This is a genomic window from Actinomadura kijaniata, from assembly GCF_014138665.1.
Lineage (GTDB): Bacteria > Actinomycetota > Actinomycetes > Streptosporangiales > Streptosporangiaceae > Spirillospora > Spirillospora kijaniata.
Map to the genome: position 1 here is coordinate 228,316 of NZ_JACJIA010000005.1, position 19,802 is coordinate 248,117.

At 71.7% G+C, this 19,802-nt stretch carries 18 protein-coding genes; 13 read left to right on the top strand and 5 right to left on the bottom strand.

The genetic code is table 11. The features are described 5' to 3' along the window. Window positions 1–94 precede the first annotated feature (94 nt). Window positions 95–1,501: an amidase gene (locus HNR61_RS20855; protein ID WP_220509591.1), complete on the top strand. Its 1,407-nt coding sequence runs from the start codon at window positions 95–97 to the stop codon at window positions 1,499–1,501. 286 nt (window positions 1,502–1,787) lie between these two features. Here HNR61_RS20855 and HNR61_RS20860 read toward each other — a convergent pair whose 3' ends face one another. The 3 genes from HNR61_RS20860 to HNR61_RS20870 all read right to left on the bottom strand — a co-directional run bounded on the left by HNR61_RS20860 (window position 1,788) and on the right by HNR61_RS20870 (window position 3,809). Beyond that, window positions 1,788–2,153, bottom strand: a complete 366-nt coding sequence (locus HNR61_RS20860) for a GntR family transcriptional regulator (protein WP_182844849.1) — start codon at window positions 2,151–2,153, stop codon at window positions 1,788–1,790. Continuing rightward, complete coding sequence (locus HNR61_RS20865) at window positions 2,150–2,929, bottom strand: hypothetical protein (RefSeq protein ID WP_182844850.1); 780 nt, start codon at window positions 2,927–2,929, stop codon at window positions 2,150–2,152. The genes HNR61_RS20860 and HNR61_RS20865 overlap by 4 nt, the downstream gene beginning before the upstream one ends. 361 nt (window positions 2,930–3,290) lie before the next feature. Beyond that, on the bottom strand, window positions 3,291–3,809 hold the full coding sequence (locus tag HNR61_RS20870; RefSeq protein ID WP_182844851.1) for a lipase family protein: 519 nt from the start codon (window positions 3,807–3,809) through the stop codon (window positions 3,291–3,293). Window positions 3,810–4,640: 831 nt separating this feature from the next. Between HNR61_RS20870 and HNR61_RS20875 the strand changes: the two genes are divergently transcribed. The 6 genes from HNR61_RS20875 (at window position 4,641) to HNR61_RS20900 (ending at window position 11,686) form a co-directional block, all read left to right on the top strand. Continuing rightward, the gene (locus tag HNR61_RS20875) at window positions 4,641–5,453 is read left to right on the top strand and encodes an alpha/beta fold hydrolase (RefSeq protein WP_182844852.1); all 813 of its coding nucleotides are present in this window, start codon (window positions 4,641–4,643) and stop codon (window positions 5,451–5,453) included. Beyond that, window positions 5,450–6,808: a PP2C family protein-serine/threonine phosphatase gene (locus HNR61_RS20880; RefSeq protein WP_182844853.1), complete on the top strand. Its 1,359-nt coding sequence runs from the start codon at window positions 5,450–5,452 to the stop codon at window positions 6,806–6,808. The genes HNR61_RS20875 and HNR61_RS20880 overlap by 4 nt, the downstream gene beginning before the upstream one ends. After that, on the top strand, window positions 6,805–7,134 hold the full coding sequence (locus HNR61_RS20885) for an STAS domain-containing protein (protein WP_182844854.1): 330 nt from the start codon (window positions 6,805–6,807) through the stop codon (window positions 7,132–7,134). The genes HNR61_RS20880 and HNR61_RS20885 overlap by 4 nt, the downstream gene beginning before the upstream one ends. A 294-nt stretch (window positions 7,135–7,428) precedes the next feature. Next, the gene (locus HNR61_RS20890; RefSeq protein ID WP_182844855.1) at window positions 7,429–8,718 is read left to right on the top strand and encodes an extracellular catalytic domain type 2 short-chain-length polyhydroxyalkanoate depolymerase; all 1,290 of its coding nucleotides are present in this window, start codon (window positions 7,429–7,431) and stop codon (window positions 8,716–8,718) included. Between the two features lie 414 nt (window positions 8,719–9,132). Then, window positions 9,133–10,011 (top strand): alpha/beta hydrolase family protein, encoded by an 879-nt coding sequence (locus tag HNR61_RS20895; protein WP_246443248.1) that lies wholly within the window; start codon window positions 9,133–9,135, stop codon window positions 10,009–10,011. A gap of 559 nt (window positions 10,012–10,570) precedes the next feature. Continuing rightward, a complete protein-coding gene (locus HNR61_RS20900; protein WP_182844857.1) occupies window positions 10,571–11,686 on the top strand; it encodes an alpha/beta hydrolase in 1,116 nt (371 codons plus the stop codon). 84 nt (window positions 11,687–11,770) lie between these two features. Here HNR61_RS20900 and HNR61_RS20905 read toward each other — a convergent pair whose 3' ends face one another. Further along, window positions 11,771–12,859, bottom strand: a complete 1,089-nt coding sequence (locus HNR61_RS20905; protein WP_182844858.1) for a DUF6461 domain-containing protein — start codon at window positions 12,857–12,859, stop codon at window positions 11,771–11,773. 245 nt (window positions 12,860–13,104) lie between these two features. Between HNR61_RS20905 and HNR61_RS20910 the strand changes: the two genes are divergently transcribed. From HNR61_RS20910 to HNR61_RS20935, 6 genes are all read left to right on the top strand, one after another. Further along, window positions 13,105–14,820 (top strand): hypothetical protein, encoded by a 1,716-nt coding sequence (locus tag HNR61_RS20910; protein WP_182844859.1) that lies wholly within the window; start codon window positions 13,105–13,107, stop codon window positions 14,818–14,820. 112 nt (window positions 14,821–14,932) lie between these two features. Beyond that, the gene (locus HNR61_RS20915; RefSeq protein WP_182844860.1) at window positions 14,933–15,268 is read left to right on the top strand and encodes a YciI family protein; all 336 of its coding nucleotides are present in this window, start codon (window positions 14,933–14,935) and stop codon (window positions 15,266–15,268) included. Beyond that, window positions 15,265–16,488: an RNA polymerase sigma factor gene (locus HNR61_RS20920; RefSeq protein WP_182844861.1), complete on the top strand. Its 1,224-nt coding sequence runs from the start codon at window positions 15,265–15,267 to the stop codon at window positions 16,486–16,488. Before HNR61_RS20915 ends, HNR61_RS20920 begins: the two co-directional genes overlap by 4 nt. After that, a complete protein-coding gene (locus HNR61_RS20925; RefSeq protein ID WP_182844862.1) occupies window positions 16,485–16,979 on the top strand; it encodes a DinB family protein in 495 nt (164 codons plus the stop codon). The genes HNR61_RS20920 and HNR61_RS20925 overlap by 4 nt, the downstream gene beginning before the upstream one ends. Before the next feature lie 253 nt (window positions 16,980–17,232). Further along, window positions 17,233–18,528, top strand: a complete 1,296-nt coding sequence (locus HNR61_RS20930; RefSeq protein WP_182844863.1) for a glycoside hydrolase family 5 protein — start codon at window positions 17,233–17,235, stop codon at window positions 18,526–18,528. Between the two features lie 90 nt (window positions 18,529–18,618). Further along, window positions 18,619–19,056, top strand: a complete 438-nt coding sequence (locus tag HNR61_RS20935) for a hypothetical protein (protein WP_182844864.1) — start codon at window positions 18,619–18,621, stop codon at window positions 19,054–19,056. Window positions 19,057–19,140: 84 nt separating this feature from the next. Here HNR61_RS20935 and HNR61_RS20940 read toward each other — a convergent pair whose 3' ends face one another. Next, window positions 19,141–19,710, bottom strand: coding sequence for a DUF4240 domain-containing protein (locus tag HNR61_RS20940; RefSeq protein ID WP_246443403.1), 570 nt, complete (start codon window positions 19,708–19,710; stop codon window positions 19,141–19,143). Window positions 19,711–19,802 lie beyond the last annotated feature (92 nt).

The following is a 19,802-nucleotide window of genomic DNA, read 5'->3' on the forward strand; positions in this document are numbered from 1 at the left end:
GCGGCGAGGACCGGCTGAGGCCGCCGGGAAACACAAGACTGCTCTTTTCCGGTGTCCGCTTCTAGATTTCCCGGCACCGGCACCGAGGAGGGGCGTGTTGACGGAACTGTGGGCATTGGGCGCGTGGGATCTGGCGGAGCTGGTCCGCGGCGGGCAGGTGTCGTGCCGGGAGGTGGTCGAGGCGCACCTACGGCGGATCGACGGCGTGAACCCCCGCGTGAACGCGGTCACCGTCACGCTGGAGCGGCGGTCGCTCGCCGCGGCGGACGCGGCCGACGGGGCGCTTGCGCGGGGTGAGGCGGCCGGCCCCCTGTGCGGCGTGCCGATCACGGTCAAGGAGAACATCGACGTCGAGGGCTCGGCGACGACGATGGGCGTCCTCGCCCTGCGGGAGGCGACGGCGGCCACCGACGCGCCCTGCGTCGCCGAGCTGCGCGCGGCGGGAGCGATCCCGATCGGCCGGACGAACATGCCCGAGTTCGGCATGCGCTGGCACACCGACAACGCGCTGCGCGGCGCGACGGTCAACCCTTGGTCCCCCCAGCACACCCCGGGCGGCTCCAGCGGTGGAGACGCGGTCGCGGTGGCGACGGGGATGTCCGCGCTGGGAATCGGGAACGACGGCGCGGGCTCACTGCGCTGGCCCGCCCAGTGCTGCGGCGTCAGCGCGTTGAAGCCCTCGCTGGGCAGGGTGGCACAGACCGGGGAACGGGCGGCCGGGCCGACTCCCTTCGCCTTCCAGCTGCTCGGCGTCCAGGGGCCGATCGCCCGGCACGTGCGGGACCTGCGCCTGGCGTTCGGCCACATGTGCGGACGGCCCGGCGGGGACCCCTGGTACGCGCCGGTGCCCCTGCACGGCCCGCCCCTGCCGGCGCCGGTGCGGGTCCGCGTGGTGACCGATCCCGACGGAGTCCGGACCGACCCGCAGGTGGCCGGCGCGCTGAGGCGCGCGGCCGAAGCGCTGGCCGACGCGGGCTATCTCGTCGAGGAAGGCCGGGCTCCGGCCCTGACCCGCGCCAGCGAGATCTACACGCAGATCATGTCGAGCTACGGCCGGGTGCACCGGGAGCAGCCCCCTGTCGAGACGGTCGCGTCCCCCGGGTTCGTGCGCTTCTGGCAGACCTACGAGCCGATCTGGGCGCAAGCCGCCGGGGAGCAGGCGTTCGACCCGATGATGGAGCGGGCGACCATCGCGCGCCTGTGGAGTGCGTGGATGAGCCGGACACCGCTGGTGCTCGCGCCGATTCGCACGCGTCCGGCCTTCCGGGTCGGTTCCGATCTCGATCCCCGGTGGCTGGCCGACTGGCCGGCCACCATGCGCCTGGCCGTGGTGGTCAACCTTCTCGGGCTGCCCGCGGTCGCGGTGCCTGTCGGGCCGGCCGACGGCCTGCCCCACGCCGTTCAGATCATCGGGCCGAGGTTCCGCGAGGATCTGTGCCTGGACGCCGCCGCGGTGGTGGAGGCGACGACCGGGACGCTGACGCCGATCGACCCCCGCTGACCGCGGCCGCACCTCATCGGGCACCCGGGTGGGGCCTCGGTGGCCGGACCGACCCTGACGCAGATCATCACGGTCTTCAAGCGGGCCGAGCGTTACGACGATGGTCACGGCCGCTCACCGGCGGCGTACCGGCTGACCAGCCCGACGGGTGCAGGTCGTCCCAGGGCCGTCCCGTCCGCAGCAGCAACGGCCCCATGCCTCCTGGCTTTGTTCACGAGTCTCGGCACACCCGTCACGGGGGCCGGGCGTGGTCGGTCATGTCGCAGGAGCGAGTAGCCGGTGGTTCTTATGGGTTTGAAGCATGGCCCAGTGCCGCCTGGACGATCTGGATCGCCTCGGCGGGGTCGATGCCGAGGCTGGTGATGACCGCCGCGTAGTCGCGGGCGGCGCGGTGGGCCTGCTCGCGGGCCTGCTCGCCGGCGGCCGAGACATAGGAGCCGGCCCGTCCGCGGGTCTCGATCAGTCCGGCCTCCTCCAGCTCCCGGTAGGCCCGGCCGACGGTGTTCACGGCGAGGCCGAGATCGGCCGCCAGGCGGCGGATCGGCGGCAGTCTGGTCCCGACGGCGAGCGAGCGGTCCTGGATCTGCCTGGCGAGCTGGGCCCGCAGTTGCTCGTAGGGCGGCGTCGGCGAGGCCGCGTCGATGACGATCATCGGGTGTCCATGGCCCGCCGTGCCGCCTCCGCGACCTCGGCGCCGCGGAGCTGGATCAGCCAGAGCGCGATGACGCCCGCCACCACGAGCGCCAGCGCGACCGCGTTCCACCAGCCGAGCGATTCTCCGTGCAGGAAGATGGCCGGCAGCGCCCACGCCAGGCTGGGGGTGACCAGGGCGCGGGCGTCCTCGACCCGCATGATGACATCGGCGGTGAGCGACGCCTGGTCCTGCGCCACGGCCGGGCTCGCCAGCACCTGGTGCAGTTGCATGATGATGCCGGCGCCCGTGCCTGCCAGGCCGATCAGCACGATGACCGCGCCGGACCGCAGGCCGGAGTCCGAGATCGGCAGCACGCTCACCGCCAGCAGCAAGGCACCGGTGTAGGTGCCGGCCACGAACAGGGCGTACGGCCGACCCAGCACCGCCGGCCAGCCGAGCTCGACCGGGTGGGCCACCCGCCGGGACAACTGCGCGCCGAGCCTGCGGTCGACGCGCCGCACCCACCAGCCCAGCAGCCACTGCGCCACCAGCAGCCCGGCCGCCAACCCCGCCAGCACCAGCAGCGGCGGCCAGGAGGAGGTGACGTCGGCGGGCAACGTCAACGCATGCGTGAGCGCCGCGCCGACTATGAACGCAGCCAGCAGGAGGCTGTCGACGACCTTGGCGCGCCGCCGCACCGCCAGCCGCGCCGCGATCAGCGGGGACGGCTCGGCGTCGGCCAAGCCGTGCAGGGCGAGCCACCGTCCAGCCTCTGTGTGATCCGGATGACGCATGCCGCCACCTCCGATTGTCGCAAGTGTTGTCTCAATAAGATGAGTCATAGGTTGCGACAATGTCAATCCCGGGAAGGGCCGTCACCGCGGCCGGACCGGACCCCTGCCAGGTGTGGCACGCCACACCTGGCAGGGAAGTCCTCATCGACCTTCTGAGCCGGGTTCACCCTTGGCGTGCGGGGACAACGCGACGCGCTGTGACCGGGCGTCCGGATGTCGAGGCCGGTTCCGCCGGCACAGGTGGCCGTGCTGGATTCCGGACGCGTTGCCGCTGTTCAGCGGCACCCTTCTCGGCACGCCCTCGCCCCCGCCCGCACTGGAGGTGGCCGGAGACGGAACGCTGCGCGCTGACGACGGCCTCTCAGCCGGTGACGTGGGTGAGGTGGGCGATGTAGCGGGCGATGGCATGGTCGGCCATGCCATCGGTGCCGGGCGCCAGCGGGTCGGCCAGGTGGCCGCGGGCCTTGTCGGCCAGGCCGCCCAGCAGCCCGCCGGGGCGCTTGTCGTGGATCTTGCCGCGCGAGTCGATGTAGCGTTCGGCGGCCACGTGCGCATACACCGGGGCGGGCGGGAGCTGGGCGACGATGTCGTTGTTGTTGACGAAGCTGAACACCCGGCCTTCGAGGGCCTGGTCGTAGGCGGCGGCCAGCATCGCCAGCGCCCCGCCCAGGCTGTGGCCGGTGAACCACAGCGACCGCCCACGATCGCGCAGGTCCTGGACGGCTTGGCGGATCTGCGGCCAGGCCGCCTCCAGCGCCTGGTGGAACCCCGGGTGCACCAGGCCCTTGCCGCCGGGACAGGGCATCATCATCGCCCCGCCGTCACTCAGCCAGTCGCGGATCTGGCGGGCCTCGGTGCCGCGGAACGCCACGATGATCATCTGGTCGCAGGCGGACGGTCCGCTCGTCCTTGTACGCCAGGTCGGCGGCCTCGGCCAGACAGCGGGCGTGCGGCAGTCCTAGCCGGTGGCCTCGTGGTCGAACGTCAACGTGCTCATCTGCTTCTCCTTCGTGGCTGTGGTGTGCTGGAACGCGGCGGGTCGCACCTTCCGGGCGGCGCGGGCAGAGTCGGCCGAACGTGCCAGGCGGTGGCGTAGAGGGTCGCTCCCCGCCCGATCGCCCCTGGCCCGTTCACTGGGAACGGCGGCAGCCGACGCACCGAGGAGCCCGAGGGCGGACAGACCGCCGATCCGTGATGTTCGCCGCCGTAGCAGGCCAGACCGGCGGGTGGGCCGGCCCCAGCAGACCGATCGATGCCCGCCGCGACGGTGGCGGCCAGGCCTGAGCGTCACGGTGCGCGCGGAATGCGCAGTCCCTGCCGGGACCCAGATGATTCGGGCGTCACGATCGCTCCTGCGAGTGTGCGGCTGACACCCCGAACATCACCTCTCGCATCTCGATCGACGCACAGGGTGAGGAGCGGAGTTGGTCAGGACCGCTGCGGCCGCGCCGGAGCGACCCGATGCCAAGCCCCCGCGGCTGGGGCGGGAAGCCCGTTCGGCGAGGCGCTTTCGCCTCCGCGAGCGCCACGCCCCTGCCGGGCGACCCGGGAACACCGGCGTCCGCTCAGGCCGGTCCTCCGCGGTCAACGGCGCCGACCAGGCGAAACGAACGGGGGCCGGGCTCCGGGAGGTCGCGGCGCGGGGCACGGGTCGCAGCGCTGATCGAGAACCGTATTGTGGGGGTATCGGGGCAGGCGAGGGGAGGCGGAGATGGACATCCGCCATAGGAACAACGTCACGGTCACCGGTCCGGCCGATGGACCGGCGGTGGTGCTGGCGCACGGCTTCGGCTGTGACCAGAACATGTGGCGCCTGGTCGTGCCGGCGCTGGCCGAGCGGTACCGGGTGGTGACGTTCGACTACGTCGGCTCCGGTGGCTCGGACCTGTCGGCGTGGAGCCGGGAGCGGTACTCCTCACTCCAGGGCTATGCCCAGGACGTGGTGGAGGTCTGCCGGGAACTGGACCTTGAACGGGCGGTGCTGGTGGGGCACTCGGTCAGCGCCATGGTCGGGGTGCTGGCGGCGCGGGCCGCGCCGGAGCGGATCGGGGCGCTGGTGATGGTGGCGCCCTCACCCTGCTACATCGACGGCGACGGCTACCGCGGCGGCTTCAGCGTCGAGGACATCGACGAACTGCTGGCCTCGCTGGAGTCGAACTACCTGGGCTGGTCCTCGGCCATGGCTCCGGTGATCATGGGTAATCCGGACCGGCCGGAGCTGGGGCAGGAGCTGACCAACAGTTTCTGCGCCACCGATCCCGAGATCGCCCGCGTGTTCGCCCGCACCACGTTCCTGTCCGACAGCCGCGACGACCTCGAAAGCGTGCGGGTGCCGACGCTGGTGCTGGAGTGCTCCCAGGACGCCATCGCGCCTCGCGAGGTCGGCGCCTACGTCCATGCGGCGATCGCCTCCTCCCGCCTGGTCACCCTCGACGCCACCGGGCACTGCCCGCAGTTGAGCGCGCCGGAGGCCACCGCCGAAGCGATCTTGGACTTCCTGGGGTCCCTGGAGGCCCGCCCGTGACGGGCCGCACCGGCGGGCGGGAGCCGACCGGAGACGAGGCGGGGACGGACGCGGTGTTCACCGCGCTGCTGGAGGACAGCGCCGAGGAACTGTACGAGTCGGCTCCCTGCGGCTACCTGTCCACGACGATGGACGGCACCATCGCCAAGATCAACGCCACCCTGCTGGGCTGGTTAGGACTGGAGCGCCGGGCCGTCGTCGGCCGGAAACGCTTTGCCGACCTGCTCACCGTCGGCGGCAGGCTGTACCACGAGACGCACTTCGCGCCGCTGCTGCGCATGCAGGGAGAGCTGGGCGGCATCGCCCTGGAGATGAGGACCGCCGACGGCGGCCGGCTGCCGGTGCTGGTCTCCTCCGCGATCAAGTACGGCGGCGGGGGAGAGCCGCTGCTGATCCGCACCACGGTCTTCGACGCCTCAGACCGCCGCGCCTACGAAGAGGAGCTCCTGCGCCGTCGCCAGGAGGCCGAACGGGCGCGTACCGAGGCCGAGCAGGCCCGCGCCGAGGCCGAACAGGCCCAGGCGGAGGCCGAACAGGCCTGGAAACAGGCCGAGACCGACCGGGTACGCCTGGCCGACACGCTGGCCGTGCTGCAACAGTCCCTGCTGCCCGACACCCTGCCCGACGTGCCCGGCCTGGAGGCGGCCGCGCACTACCACACGGCCTCTCCCGACCGGCTCGGCGGCGACTTCTACGACCTGTTCCCCGTCGGGGAGAACCAGTGGGCGTTCTTCCTGGGCGACGTGTGCGGCAAGGGCCCCGAGGCCGCCTCCCTGACCTCGCTGACCCGCTACACCCTGCGCGCCGCCGCCCACCACGACCCCGACCCGGTCACCGCGCTGACCACGCTCAACGACGCCCTGCACGAGCGGTACACCGCCAGCGGCGACCCCCGCTACTGCACGTGCGTCTTCGGCGTTCTCGAATCCGGCCACGACGACGGGCACGTCACGGTCCGCCTCGCCTCCGGCGGCCACCCCCCGGCGCTGGTCCTGCGCGCCGACGGACACGCCGACTTCCTGCCCACCCCCGGCGGGATGCTCGTCGGGGTGTTCCCCGCCGCGTCCGTCGGAACCGCCCAGACCGTCCTGGCCGCCGGCGACACGTTGCTGCTCTACACCGACGGCCTCACCGAGGCCCGCACCGGCCCCACCCGCGACGACCTGTACGGAGACGACGCCCTGTACGCCTTCGCCGACGAACACGCCCCCGCCACGCCCCGACAAACGATCACCGCGCTGACCGAACTGCTCGACGGCTTCGGCGACGGCCTCGACGACGACACCGCCCTGCTGGCCCTGGGCGTCCCGGCCGACGCCTCCCGCACCCGCCCGACGACGGATCACCCGCGATGAGCCCCCTGGACATCACCCGCCGCGACACCGCCACCGGGCCCGTCCTGCATGTGGCCGGCGATCTGGACTACACCCACGCCCCCGGCTTCCGCGACCGCGTCCAGCAGCTCACCCTGACCGCGGGGCAGTGCCTGGTGCTCGACCTGTCCGGCCTGGAATTCTGCGACTCCAGCGGCATCACCGCCCTCCTCGCCGCACGCCAGCACGTGCGGGCCGCCGACGCCGTCATCATCCTGGCCGCCGTCCCCTCCAACCTGATGCGCACCCTCACCCTCGTCGGCCTGGACCAGGTGTTCACCATCGTCCCCAGCGCCGACAAGCCCTGACCCGGCGTTCTCCTGGACCCCACTCGCCCGCGCCGGTGTCCGGCACACCAGACCCGCCGCTGACCGGCGGCAACGGTCGATCCATCCGCAGAACCGGCCTGGGCACAGGCGCATCACCGGACGAGGCGGCCGTGACGATGCGGCTCCCACCAACGAATCGCAGGCCAGCCCCTCCGGATCGCCCGACATGGTGGTCCGCGCTACATCCAGCCTCACGATTCTGTGTTCGGGACATGTGGTCCGGGTCACATGCCGTCTTCAGACTGGCGGTCACACCGAGGAGGTGACGCGAACGTGAGACTCAGACATGCGCTCCTGTCCGTCCTGACGGCCGTCGGTCTGGTGGTGGCGACGCTCTCCATCGCCCTGGCCGCGGTTCCGCCCCCCACCCAGGGAACCCTGAAGCAGTACGACATCACCGGCACCTACGTCAGCGGGCTGTCGTCCGGCGGGTTCATGGCCAACCAGCTGCACGTCGCCTACTCCAGCATCTTCCAGGGCGCCGGGATCTACTCGGCCGGACCCTACGACTGCGCGCAGAACAGCCTGAGCACCGCGCTCAACGCCTGCATGGACACCTTCACGCCGCGCCGGACCCCGCGCGAGCTGGAGCAGTTGACCCGGCAGCGGGCGTCCCAGGGCACCGTCGACCCGCCCGCCAACCTGTCGGGCGACCCGGTGTGGCTGCTGCACGGCGGCCAGGACCAGACCGTCGACCGGGCGGTCAACGACGACCTGGCCACCTACTACCGCGACTTCGGCGCGCGCGTGCGGTACAACACCGGCGCCCCGGCCGGACACGCGTGGATCAGCCCGATCGGACGCGGCTCCTGCGGCTCCACCGCCTCGCCGTACGTCAACGACTGCGGCGGCGACCCGGTGCGGGAGATGCTGACCCACCTGTTCGGCGGCGTGAACGCACCCGCCTCCCGTCTGAGCGGCAAGCTCGTCCAGTTCGACCAGAACACCCACGTGCCCGGAGGCAACGCCACCGGCATCAGCATGGGCAGGGAGGGCTTCGCCTATGTCCCGCAGGCGTGCGAGAGCGGCCGGCCCTGCAGGCTGATGGTCACGCTGCACGGCTGCTACCAGTACTACGGCCTGGTCGGCAACGCGCTCATGGACCAGGCGTACCTGAACGAGTACGCCGACACCAACGACATGATCGTCCTGTACCCGCAGGCCACCACCATGGCCGGGAACCCGCGCGGCTGCTGGGACTGGTGGGGCTACCAGTCCGCCCGGTACCCGCTGAAGTCCGGGCCGCAGATGGCCGCCGTGGTCAACATGGTCAAGGCCCTGGGCGGCGGCGACGGTGGTGGCGAGCCCACGCCGACGCCCACACCCACGCCCACACCCACGCCCACACCCACGCCCACACCCACGCCCACACCCACGCCGACGCCCACCCCCTCACCGGAGTGCATCACCGCCAGCAACTACGCCCACACCGTGGCCGCACGCGCGTACACCTCCGGGGGCAACACCTACGCGCGCGGCTCCAACCAGGCGCTCGGCCTCTGGAACACCGCCATCAACAGCACGCTCGAGCAGACCTCACCGGGCTACTGGGTCAAGTGCTGAACCTGAGAGAGGAACGCCGCCCTGCCCGTCGTAACCCGACAGGCAGGGCGGTTCCCATTCTTCCGCCCACCTCAGGCGGCCCCTGACGACAATCCGCACCCCGGCCCCCACCTTCGCAGGCCAGACCGCGAAGCCTGCGCCGCCACCGGTCGCGGTCCAGCCGTTCGCCAACGACACACCGCCGTCCTTGCACAGGCCTGTCACATGCCCGCTACCGGGGTCAGGCGTCGGTCCTGAGCCAGACCTGCCACGACTGGTCGTCCCATTGCCGGACCGCCACCGCCTCCCGGGGCATCCCCCTCGTCGAACCCGCCCCGGAGATTGGGGCTTGACAGGCTGGTGCCGAGAATCAACGATCAGAGCGCTGTTCCCCCCTCGCAAAAGGAGTTTCCCATGGGGAAACGAATTGGAGCGTTGATCGTTTCGCTTCTCGCACTCACCGCACTGCTGTCCCCGCCCGCCCGCGCCGCCATCGACCTGTCGGCGCCGGGCCCCGATCCCGTCGGGTACTCCGACGTCTCGGTGAGCGCCGCGGGCCGCTCCTTTTCCGCCCGCATGTGGTACCCCGCCTCCTCGGCGGGCCAGAACACCCCGGTGGCCGCCGGACGCTTCCCGGTCGTGTCCTTCGGGCACGGCTTCGTGCAGTCGGTGACCACCTACTCCTCCACCACCAGCCACCTGGCGTCCTGGGGGCTCATCGTGGTGGCGCCCAAGTCCCAGGGCGGCCTGTTCCCCAGCCACAGCGCGTTCGCCCTCGACCTCAACGCCGCGCTGTCCTGGGCCGTCGCCCAGGACACCACCGCGGGGTCCCGGCTGGCCGGGCATGTGCGCACCGACCGGCTCGCCCTGTCGGGACACTCGATGGGGGGCGGCGCCAGCATTCTGGCCGCCGCGCAGAACCCCGCGGTCACCACCGTCGCCAACCTGGCCGCCGCCGAGACCAACCCCTCGGCGGTGAGCGCGGCCGCCCGCGTGGCCGCGCCGATGCAACTGGTGGGCGGCACCAACGACACGATCGTCCCGTTGTCGAACCAGCAGAACATGTACAACGCCAAGCCCGCGCCCAAGCAGCTGCGCGCCATCGTCGGCGGCTTCCACTGCGGGTTCATCGACTCCAGCGGTTTCGGCTGCGACAGCGGCCAGATCACCCGGGCCGCCCAGCTGTCGATCACCCGCCGCGTGCTCACCGCCTGGTTCCTGTACTACCTCCGCGGCGACACCAGCGTCCATGACCAGGTGTGGGGACCGGGCGCGACCAGCGACCCCGCCGTCAGGTTCACCGGCCAGCAGTAGAAACGAGAACGTGAGGTTCCGCCGCGCCCCGGCTGCCGATGCGCACGTCGCCCTTGAGATGAGCACCCGACACCACCCACGCGGCGGAACCGTCCCCCTCCGATCCCCCGCAGGGGTCTTTTCGCGTGACCAGACGGCGGTTTCTTGGTTCTCGTCGGAGGCGTCGGGTGTCCCGACGCCGGTCGGGCTTTCGCTCGGTGTGCCAGCGTGCGCGTCTGTCCCCATGAGCCTCCCATGCCGCGATGGCGATGGACTCGTGGTGTCTGAGTAGGAGGCATCGGCCCAGCTCGGCTCCTATCGTTCGGAGGGTCGGGCCGCTGCGCCGGGACCGGCGTGGGTCACGGGAACCAGTTGCGGCGTGGTCGCCGGGCAGCGGCAGTGGAACGGGCTGCACGGCCGGGACGACGTTCGCGATCGTTCCGCGGTCGGGCGCGAGTGCCGGTGTCGAACATCACACCCTTGATCGCGATAGCTGCCGATCCAGCGGTTGCCCTCGTGCAGACATGCATGTTTGTTTGTAGGGAGAATCCGGCTGTCGGATCCGACCCGAAGGGTGCAAATGAAACGTTTGCGGGCGTCCATCGCTGCCGTGCCGGTGCTCCTGGCCGCTTTTCTCACCACCCCCTCGGCTCGGGCGGAGGTCGTTGCACCGGAATTCACCGATGGATCCGGCCTCACCGTGGTCGGGGACGCGGTGAGCGATCCCAAAGACCCCGCGAGCGGTTTCGTGATCACCGTGACCACTCCCGAGGTGGCCGGAAAGCATCCGATCAGAATCATCCTGCCGGCCGACTACGCGACCAGCCCGACCAAGCGGTATCCGGTCCTGTACCTGCTGCACGGAACGGGCGACAATCCCACCAACCCCTCCCTGGCCTATCCGGCGATCCGTTCCACCATCGCGCGATCATCAATGATCACCGTGATTCCGGACGGCGGTCTGCGCGGCTGGTACAACGACTGGCTCATGCAGAACACCGCCGCCGGGGCGCAGAAATGGGAGACCTTCCATCTCACGCAGGTCATCCCGTTCATCGACGCCAACCTGCGGACCATCGGAACGAAGCAGGGCCGCGCCATAGCGGGCATCTCGATGGGCGGATTCGGCGCGCTGCACTACGCGCAGCGCCGGCCGGACCTGTTCAGCCAGGTCGCCACACTCTCGGGCGCCAACGACCTGTCCCTCGCGTACGTCCGAAGTGCCGTCGTCGCCACCGAACTCAACGCGACGGGCGCGATATGCGCGATCAGCAGCAGCGGCAGCGGCGGAGCGAGTTCAGGTGAGGGGAACTGCTCGGGGTTCGGACCGGTCGTCTCCAGCGACGCGATCTTCGGCTCGCCGTACTGGTGGGGCGCCAACGGAGGCGACTGGTACTGGACGCAGCGGAATCCCGTCTCGAACATGCGGGCCCTCGCCGGTATGGGGATCTCGATCTACACGGGCAACAACAGCTTCGTCGAATCCGTGGTCGAGGCCGCCGCCAAGAACACCAAGGCCAGCCTGGACCGACTCGGTTATCCGTACCACTACGTCAACTACGGTGACGGGTCCTCCTGGGGGGCCGGCTGCGACGGCAAGCACTGGACCGGCGGAGCGGGAGCCTACAACTGCTGGTCGCAGGACCTTGTCGACCTGATTCCCCGCCTGGAACAGAACCTGGCCCCGGCCTCCTGAGCAGGTGCCTGGCTTCCTGAGCCGAGGGCGTGGCTGACCGGCGTTCGTGGTGCCGTTGCAGCTCCGGGTCTTCTTTCGCGGGGGTCATTTCGGATTCGGCTCACCGCGTAGAACGCGCAGGACGGTGGCTTCCTGGACGGGGTCGTGAAGTGGGGGAGGGCCCTGCGTGAGCGGGCGGAGCGCCGCGCGGGCCGCGGCGTGCGGCTCGGGCCACAACGCGGCGTTCAACGCGTCGGCGAACCAGCCCAGCATGAAGGCGGTGTTGCGCTCGTCGTCGCTCATCTCGGAGCGGGCGGACGGGTCGTTGAGGGACCGGCCCGCCTGACGCGAGCGCCTCAGCCAGGAACGGACGTGGGCGCCCAGCTCAGAGTCGGGGGAGACCGTGACCGGTTCGCCGCGCTCGGCCGCGGCGATCGCCTCGGTGAGGCCCGGGGTGTCCTCCAGGTTCAGGACGGTGGCCAGGCGCGTCGTCTCGCGCGCGGCGACGGCGCGGAGCAGGTGCGGCGGCGCGGCCCGCAGGGCCGCGGTCATCTCGGGGTCGGTGGGTCCGTGGGAGAGCGGGGGTGAGGCGGCGCTGAACCAGGGTTCGACCTCGGCGGACAGCAGCTCCCCGGCCAGAGCGTCCGGGTGCGGGACGGTGCCGGTGATCAGGCCCGCCAGCAGCAGGGCCTTCACGTAGGCACCCGACACGTGGTCGTCTTCGACGTCGGGGTCCAGACCCGCCGCGCGCATCTGCTCCAGCAGACGGTCGGGCTCGGCGCCCCAGCGCCGATCGGGCCAGGTGGGCTCGAACTTGGTGACGAGTGTGCCGTCCACGGCGTAACCGAAGCCGTGGTCGGCGTAGTCGTGCCGCTGTACCGAGACGGCCTCGGTGCCCCGCGACAGCGCCGTCAGCAGCTCGATGAGCGAACCCTGAAAGCCGTCGGGCTCGATCAGCACCGTCCAGGTGCCGAGGTCCAACGCGAACGCCAGCTCCGCATAGCCCGACTCATAGGAGTCGTACGCCTCGTGAGCCTCCTGCAGGGTGCGGCGGCACAACGTGTCCGGCAGGGCGCCCAGGCGCGACAGCGCCTCGGCCTCGTCGACCTGCTTGATGAAGGTGAGGCAGAAGATCTCACCCAGCGCCCCGTCGCCGCCGACCCACTCGACATCGTCACGCGTGACCGCGGCCATCGCTCCTCCACAAGATCGCTGGTTCGACCCGTCGATCATGGCAGCACCTGGCGCGACTCCGGCCCCGGTGCGGCGCGGGTGAACGTCGCAGTTCAGCGGCCGGGCCTGCGTGCGACTGCTAACCACCGATCCGGATTTCGTTCATTCGCGCATATCGCACCGGCTTTGTTGGCGACACCATGGCCCCCACTCGCCGATGCCCCTTCCTCGCTGAAGAGGTCCGGCTCGCCTTTGGAGGGCTGCCGATGGGACGACCACTTCGCCGCACGCCACGCGCCCTGGCCGCCGCCCTGGGCTCACTCGTCGTCACGGCGGGGGTCGTGCCCGCGGCGGCCGGCGCGCCCGAACGCGTCGAGACGCCGGTCGCCTCCAGTTCGCCGATCACCGACGTCGCCGAGTCGGTGGTCCGGGTGAGGATCCCGCTGCCCGCCTCGGCGGGGCCGCGCCCCCGGGACTGCGACTGGCTCTCCTACCTGAGGTTCCGGCACCGGAACGGACCGGCCGCCTCCGCCGGGGCCGACCGGATCCTGGTGGCGCAGCCCGGCGTGCTGGAGGGCGCCGGGGCGTTCGACGGCGTCGCGCGCAACACGATCGTCGAGGCGGCGGGAAACGGGAAGTACGTCGAGTTCTGGGCGCTGGACCGCCGTTCCAACTGCCTGGAGGACAACACCGGCGTGCTGGCGGGCCTCGCCGCCCGCGACCCCCACCTGGCCGTCGACTACTACTACCGCGACAGGCCGGTCGGCGGCCGGAGGTTCGCGGGCTACCAGACCAACGACCAGGTGAGGTGGCTCCAGAACGTCGGGCTCGCGCAGACCGTCCGCGACCAGTACGACCTGATGACGGCCGAACTGCCCGACCCGGCGGCGCGCAAGCGCAAGATGCTGTGCGGCGGTCACTCGCTCGGCGGCATCCTCACCGGATACTTCGCCGAGTGGGACTTCGACGGGGACGAGTCCACGACCGCCGACGCCGGGTACAACCAGTGCTCCGGCTACTTCGCCCTCGACACGCGCATCCAGACCGGGCTTCCCGGGCTGGAGGGGCAGGTGCCGGCCGAGCTGGTCCCGGTCATCGAGCGGGGGGCGGACGCGGTGCGGGCGGGCCTGGAGTCCGGTGCCGTCCCGCGCGCCCTGTCGGCGCCCGCGGTCATCAACACCGAGACGATGAACCTGCTGGCCATCGCGGGTCTGGCGGCGCGCGTCGACCCGGGCGGACGGTCGGACCTGTCGACCTACATCCCGGCGGGCTTCAACACCGACACCACCTACCGGCTGCTGTTCTCCAGGGATCTGGCGACGTTCCTCAGGGGCTCCCCGAGGGTCCAGGACTTCGGGTTCACCAACGCGGCGGCGCTGGGCGGCCTCATGGACGACCAGTCCCAGCCGCTGGCGTTCATCCAGGCCAGCGTGGGCTTCTTCGACGGCGGCCGGGTCGTCGACAAGGACTTCCCCGTGCCGAACGACCTGGCCAGGGCGGGCCTGCCGGTCCTGCGCAACCTCCTCGGCACCGAGAGCAAGGCGATCCCGGACGAGCCGAACGGCCCCCTGTACGGCTGGCGCGACTTCGACGACGTCGCCGGGCTCCCGTACCGGTCGAAGGACGGCACGCCCTTCACCTCCCCGGCCAAGGAGGTCACCGCCATCGCGCAGCTGGCCCGGAGCCTGTCGGAGCACCCGCTGGACTTCACCGAGGACTACTTCCCCACCAGGATCGTCACCGACATCGCGCTGGCCGCCGCCCCCGGCGTCGCCGACGGCGCCGTCCACGACGACGGCATCAAGGCCAACCCCACCATCAACCTCCAGGCCGGTGACGGCATCGGCTTCTCCGACCCGCGGCCCGGCGACGTGGTCGGCCCCGGTTACCAGCATCTGGACGTGCTGACCGCCGCGCCGGTCCAGAACGGCGGCAGGCCCGAGATCATCTCCGTCAGCCTGGCCCGCTTCGCCACCCGCTGACCCGGACGGCCGCCGGTTCTGCGGGCGATCGAGACTTCGGTGCGGAACGTGTCCGGAATCGTCGCTCCCGTTCGTCACTAGGGTGAAGCGCCGCCGATCCGAGGAGCACGCGATGAAGTACATGATGTTCGTCTGCACCGACGCCGAGCCCGACACCGACCGGGAGGACCTGCCGGACATCGAGGCCTGGGTGGCGGAGAACGACGCGCGCGGGCGGCGCCTGCGGGGCGCGGAGCTGGCGGCGGAGTCCGCGGCGACCACCGTCCGCGTGCGCGGGGGCGAGCTGATCCTCTCCGACGGCCCGTTCACCGAGACCAAGGAGATGATCGTGGGGTTCGACCTCCTGGAGTGCGCGGACCTGGACGAGGCGATCGAGGTCGCCCGGGCCCACCCGATGGCCAGGGCGGGACGGCTGGAGCTGCGCCCGTTCGCCGGCTCCGAGCGGTGACGGACGACCTGGCGGAGGTGGCCGCCGACGCCTACCCGCGCATCGTCGCCGCGCTGATCCGCGTCACCGGCGACTGGACGCTGGCCGAGGACTGCGCCCAGGAGGCGCTGGCGCTGGCGGTGCGGCGGTGGCCACGGGAGGGCAGGCCCGCCAACCCCGGCGGCTGGCTCATGACGGTGGCCCGCAACCGCGCGATCGACGCGCTGCGGCGCGCCTCGGTGGAGCGCCGCAAGCTGGAGGAGCTGGCCACGCTCGCGCCGACCGCGCGGGAGGGGCCGGAGACCATGGGGGAGGAGGCCGTGGACGACCGGCTGCGGCTCGTCTTTACGTGCTGCCACCCGGCGCTGGCGCTGGAGGCGCGCGTGGCGCTGACCCTGCGGACGGTCTGCGGGGTGCCGACCGCGGACATCGCCCGCGCGTTCCTGGTCACCGAGGCGACCATGACCCGCCGCCTCACCCGGGCCAAGAAGAAGATCGCCGAGGCGGGGATCCCGTACCGGGTGCCCGGCGGCGCGGCCCTGGCCGAGCGGCTGCCCGGCGTTCTCGCCGTGCTCTACCTGCTGTTCACGCAGGGGTACAACGCCGACGGCAGGCCCGCGTTCGCCCGGGAGGCGATCCGGCTGGCCCGGCTGCTGCGCCTGCTCATGCCGGGGCAGGTGGAGGTGTCGGCGCTGCTGGCGCTGTTCCTCCTCCAGGACTCCCGCCGCGACGCCCGCCGGGACGCCGAGGGCGGGCTGCTCCCCCTCGACAGGCAGGACCGGTCCCGCTGGGACCGGTCCGCGATCGCCGAGGGCCTCGACCTCCTGGCCGGCATCGACGAGGACGGCCCGTACGGGTTGCAGGCGCGCATCGCCGCCTGCCACGCGACCGCCCCGTCGCCGTCCGACACCGACTGGCCGCGGATCGCCCGGTGCTACGACGAGCTGGCCCGGATACGTTCCACGCCCGTGGTCGAGCTCAACCGCGCCGTCGCGCACGGCTACGCGCACGGACCGGCGGCCGGCCTGGCGCTGCTGGCCGGGGCGCGTGCGGGCGGAGCGCTGGACGGCCATCCGCTCGCCCTCGCCGCCGAAGCCGACCTCACCGCCCGGAGCGGCGACCGCGACCGCGCGGCGGCCCTGTTCCGGCGGGCGGCCGCCGCCGCGCACAGCGAGCCGGAACGCCGCGCGCTGCTCGACCGCGCCGACGAGCACTCCCGACAGGAGCCGGACCGACCATGACCACGGAGACCGAGACCCTGCTCGCCTCCCTGAACACGCAACGACGGCACGTCCAGGGCATCCTGGAGGGCCTCGGCGAGGACGACCTGCGGCGGCCCCTCCTGCCGTCGGGCTGGAGCTGCCTGGGACTGGTACGGCACCTCGCCCTGGACGTCGAGCGGTTCTGGTTCCGCGCCGTCGCCGCGGGCGACCCGGCCGTCATCGACGGACTCGGCCGGGCCGGCGACGCGTGGCGGGTCGGCCGGGACGCGTCCGCCGCATCGGTCCTCGACCGCTACCGGCGGGAGATCGACGCCGCGGACGCCGTCATCGCCGCCACCCCGCTGGAGGCCGCACCGGCATGGTGGCCCGAGCGGTTCACCGACTGGCGGGCACGCACGCTGCGGGAACTCGTGCTGCACGTCATCACCGAGACCGCCTGCCACGCCGGCCATCTCGACGCCGCCCGCGAACTGATCGACGGCAGAAGGTGGCTGGTCCTGACCAGCTGAGACCGACCGGCCCGGACCCCGACACCCGAAGGACAGGCGGCACGGCGGAGCGATGGGTTTGAATCGGGCGAATTCGTCCGGAATATCCGTGCCGCCTCATGGGGCGCGTCCGGCTGTATCGCGGCATCCATGAACATGTCTCTCCCGAATTGAAATCGCGACGGACGGCTCTGTCGCACAATTTTGCGGGCGCGGTGATGCGATCATTGGCCGGCTGAATTCGAGCAGGTCCTGTCGCGCCGGGGGTGCGTGCATGCATGAGCGGCTGGTCGGTCGGTCGGGGATTTTGGGGTTGCTCGCCGTATCGTTGGCGGTTCTTCTCGGCGTCGCGATGGCACCGCGCGTCGACGCCGACGAGAACGCGCCGGGACCTGCCTTGTCAGGGGTGGTCCCACCGCTGCGCACCAAGGGGCGTTGGATCGTGGACGCCCGGGACCGGCGGGTGAAAATCGCGAGCGTCAACTGGTATGGCGCCGAATCGAGCGATTTCGTCGTAGGCGGGCTCGACAGGCAGCCGTTGGCCAGGATCGTCCGGCTCATCCGGCGGAGCGGAATGAACTCCGTACGCCTGCCGTGGAGCAACGAACTCGTCGAAAGGAACCCCGTCATCGACCCACGGCGGCTGGCGGCCAACCCGCCGCTCGCCGGAAAACGGGGACTTGAGGTGTTCGACGCCGTGGTGGACGAGCTGGGTCGCCAAGGGCTCATGGTCATCCTGGACAACCATCGCAGCCGAGGGGACTGGTGCTGCGACGAGGAGCACGGCGACGGCCTGTGGCACACGGCCCGGTACCCCGAGTCCGCCTGGCTCGCCGACTGGCGGGCGATGGCCGCCAGGTACCGCGACCGCCCCCACGTCATCGGCGCCGAACTGCGCAACGAGATCCGGCCCGACCCCGGCCTGGGGCTCAAGCCCACCTGGGGGAGCGGCGATCGGCGCACCGACTGGCGGGCCGCGGCCGAGCGCGGCGGCAACGCGGTGCTGGCGGTCGATCCCGACCTGCTGATCATCGTGGGCGGCCTCGACTACCAGGCGGACCTGTCCGGCGTACCGGAACATCCCGTACGGCTCGGCAGGCCAGGGCGGCTGGTCTACGCCGCGCACGACTACCCGTGGTTCCATCCCGCGGGCGACCTCGGCGATGACGCGGCTTTCGCCGCGACGCTGCGGAAACGATGGGCCTTCCTGCTGGAGGAGGGGAAGCCGTACACCTCGCCGGTCTACGTCAGCGAGTGGGGAGGCTGCCAGCGGCCCTCGGATGACCGGACCCCCTGCGACAGGGCGAGCACGGTCTTCTTCGACACCTTCGTGCGATGGGCTCGCTCGTCCGACGTGGACTGGGCGTACTGGCCGCTGAACGGCACCCAGTCCACCGGATACAGCCGCAGGCACGGAGCCGTCGAGAACTGGGGACTCCTCAACCCCGCCTGGAACGGCTACGCCAACCGCCGGTCCCTGAGGCGACTGCGAACGATCCTGAAACCGGCGTCCGAGGCGACCCGGAGCAGCCCACCGGGAGCGTTGACACCGCAGCGGACGTTGCGATGAAAGCCGTGCGTATGGCCCTGACAGGTGTCACCCTGGCTGTAGTCCCGCCTCCCCGGGGCCGCCGCGGCCTTCGAGCGCGGTGCCCTGGAGGTGTGCGCCGCTCGCGACACCTATCTCGAAGGCGGCGACTTCGACCCGGCCACCCTGCGGCGGGTCCACGCCGTGCACCCCTTCGGCCCGGACGGAGCCGGACTCCGGTTCGTCCGCACCACCACCCCGCCCGGCATCCGCTTCACCGGACGGGCCGACGCCGGCAACCGCGAGTCGTTCGCCGCCGTGCTCACCCTCCTGCGCTCGGTCACCGGCCCGGTCACCGTCGACGTCACCGGTCTGAACCTGCCCGACCTCCACATCACCGGTGAACTGGTCGAACTGGCCGCCGACCGCGCCGCCCCCACCACCATCGTCGCCGCCCCCGCCACCGCCGCCCGGCTCCACGCCATGGTCACCACGCCCGTCCGCGACGCGCCGATCCCGGTGACCATCCGAACCGCCGGTGACGCGCAGACACCCTCCCCGGCTTCGTAACGGACCCGGCAGGCTCAACGCGAGCCGAGCCGTCATACGTTCCGCACGGCCCCGCCAGCGTGATCAGGGTCCACCGCTGGAGCATCAGTCCAGAAAGACGGCGGCGAGGCGGGGCAGGCGGCGGCGCATCTCATCGCCGTCGTCGACGTCCCACCGGGCTCCGGCCGGCTCGGTCATGGCGCTGAGCGGGCCGGCTTCCGGGGAGGCCTCCAGCGCCTTGTCGAGGCCGTCCGGTTCACCGGTGAGACGCCGGTAGGCCCGGTGGGCCACCTGGTTGAAGTCCTCGTTCGCGACGAGCACGTTCCCGCCGTCCCGCACCGCCGGATGGTCGGCGAGAGAGTCCGGGTCCGCGAGCGCGCGCTCGTACCAGTGCCGGCCGAGCGAGATGAGGCCGTCGCGGAAGTCCATGAACGCGTCGTCGGACCACCAGCCATCGATGAGGAACGCCGCCGCCCACAGGTCGTACCGGTAGGCGTGGTCGCGCAGCTGCCACTGGCGCAGGGAGAACTGGATGATCTCGGCGGGCGTGCGGCTCACGAGCCGCTCCTCGCACGCGCGCTCGATCGCGTCGCGCCGATCGTCGAAGTCCGGTTCCACCGCGTCGACCTCGGCGCACGCCTCGTCTATCAGGGCCCAGAACTCCTCGACATCCATCACGGCCCGAGTGTGTCAGGCGTTTCGAGCCCGCGGCCGCGGCGCGACCGGCGCCACCCGGGGACCGCGTCCGGGGGTGAGCTGATCCAGCC

What these genes read in the sequence shown, in the direction of transcription:
- HNR61_RS20900 (WP_182844857.1), top strand. Translation starts at nt 10,571, where the DNA reads ATGAAACGTTTGCGGGCGTCCATCGCTGCCGTGCCGGTGCTCCTGGCC.
- HNR61_RS20915 (WP_182844860.1), top strand. Translation starts at nt 14,933, where the DNA reads ATGAAGTACATGATGTTCGTCTGCACCGACGCCGAGCCCGACACCGAC.
- HNR61_RS20905 (WP_182844858.1), bottom strand. Translation starts at nt 12,859, where the DNA reads ATGGCCGCGGTCACGCGTGACGATGTCGAGTGGGTCGGCGGCGACGGG.
- HNR61_RS20940 (WP_246443403.1), bottom strand. Translation starts at nt 19,710, where the DNA reads ATGGATGTCGAGGAGTTCTGGGCCCTGATAGACGAGGCGTGCGCCGAG.
- HNR61_RS20925 (WP_182844862.1), top strand. Translation starts at nt 16,485, where the DNA reads ATGACCACGGAGACCGAGACCCTGCTCGCCTCCCTGAACACGCAACGA.
- HNR61_RS20860 (WP_182844849.1), bottom strand. Translation starts at nt 2,153, where the DNA reads ATGATCGTCATCGACGCGGCCTCGCCGACGCCGCCCTACGAGCAACTG.
- HNR61_RS20865 (WP_182844850.1), bottom strand. Translation starts at nt 2,929, where the DNA reads ATGCGTCATCCGGATCACACAGAGGCTGGACGGTGGCTCGCCCTGCAC.
- HNR61_RS20930 (WP_182844863.1), top strand. Translation starts at nt 17,233, where the DNA reads ATGCATGAGCGGCTGGTCGGTCGGTCGGGGATTTTGGGGTTGCTCGCC.
- HNR61_RS20910 (WP_182844859.1), top strand. Translation starts at nt 13,105, where the DNA reads ATGGGACGACCACTTCGCCGCACGCCACGCGCCCTGGCCGCCGCCCTG.
- HNR61_RS20885 (WP_182844854.1), top strand. Translation starts at nt 6,805, where the DNA reads ATGAGCCCCCTGGACATCACCCGCCGCGACACCGCCACCGGGCCCGTC.
- HNR61_RS20870 (WP_182844851.1), bottom strand. Translation starts at nt 3,809, where the DNA reads ATGATCATCGTGGCGTTCCGCGGCACCGAGGCCCGCCAGATCCGCGAC.
- HNR61_RS20875 (WP_182844852.1), top strand. Translation starts at nt 4,641, where the DNA reads ATGGACATCCGCCATAGGAACAACGTCACGGTCACCGGTCCGGCCGAT.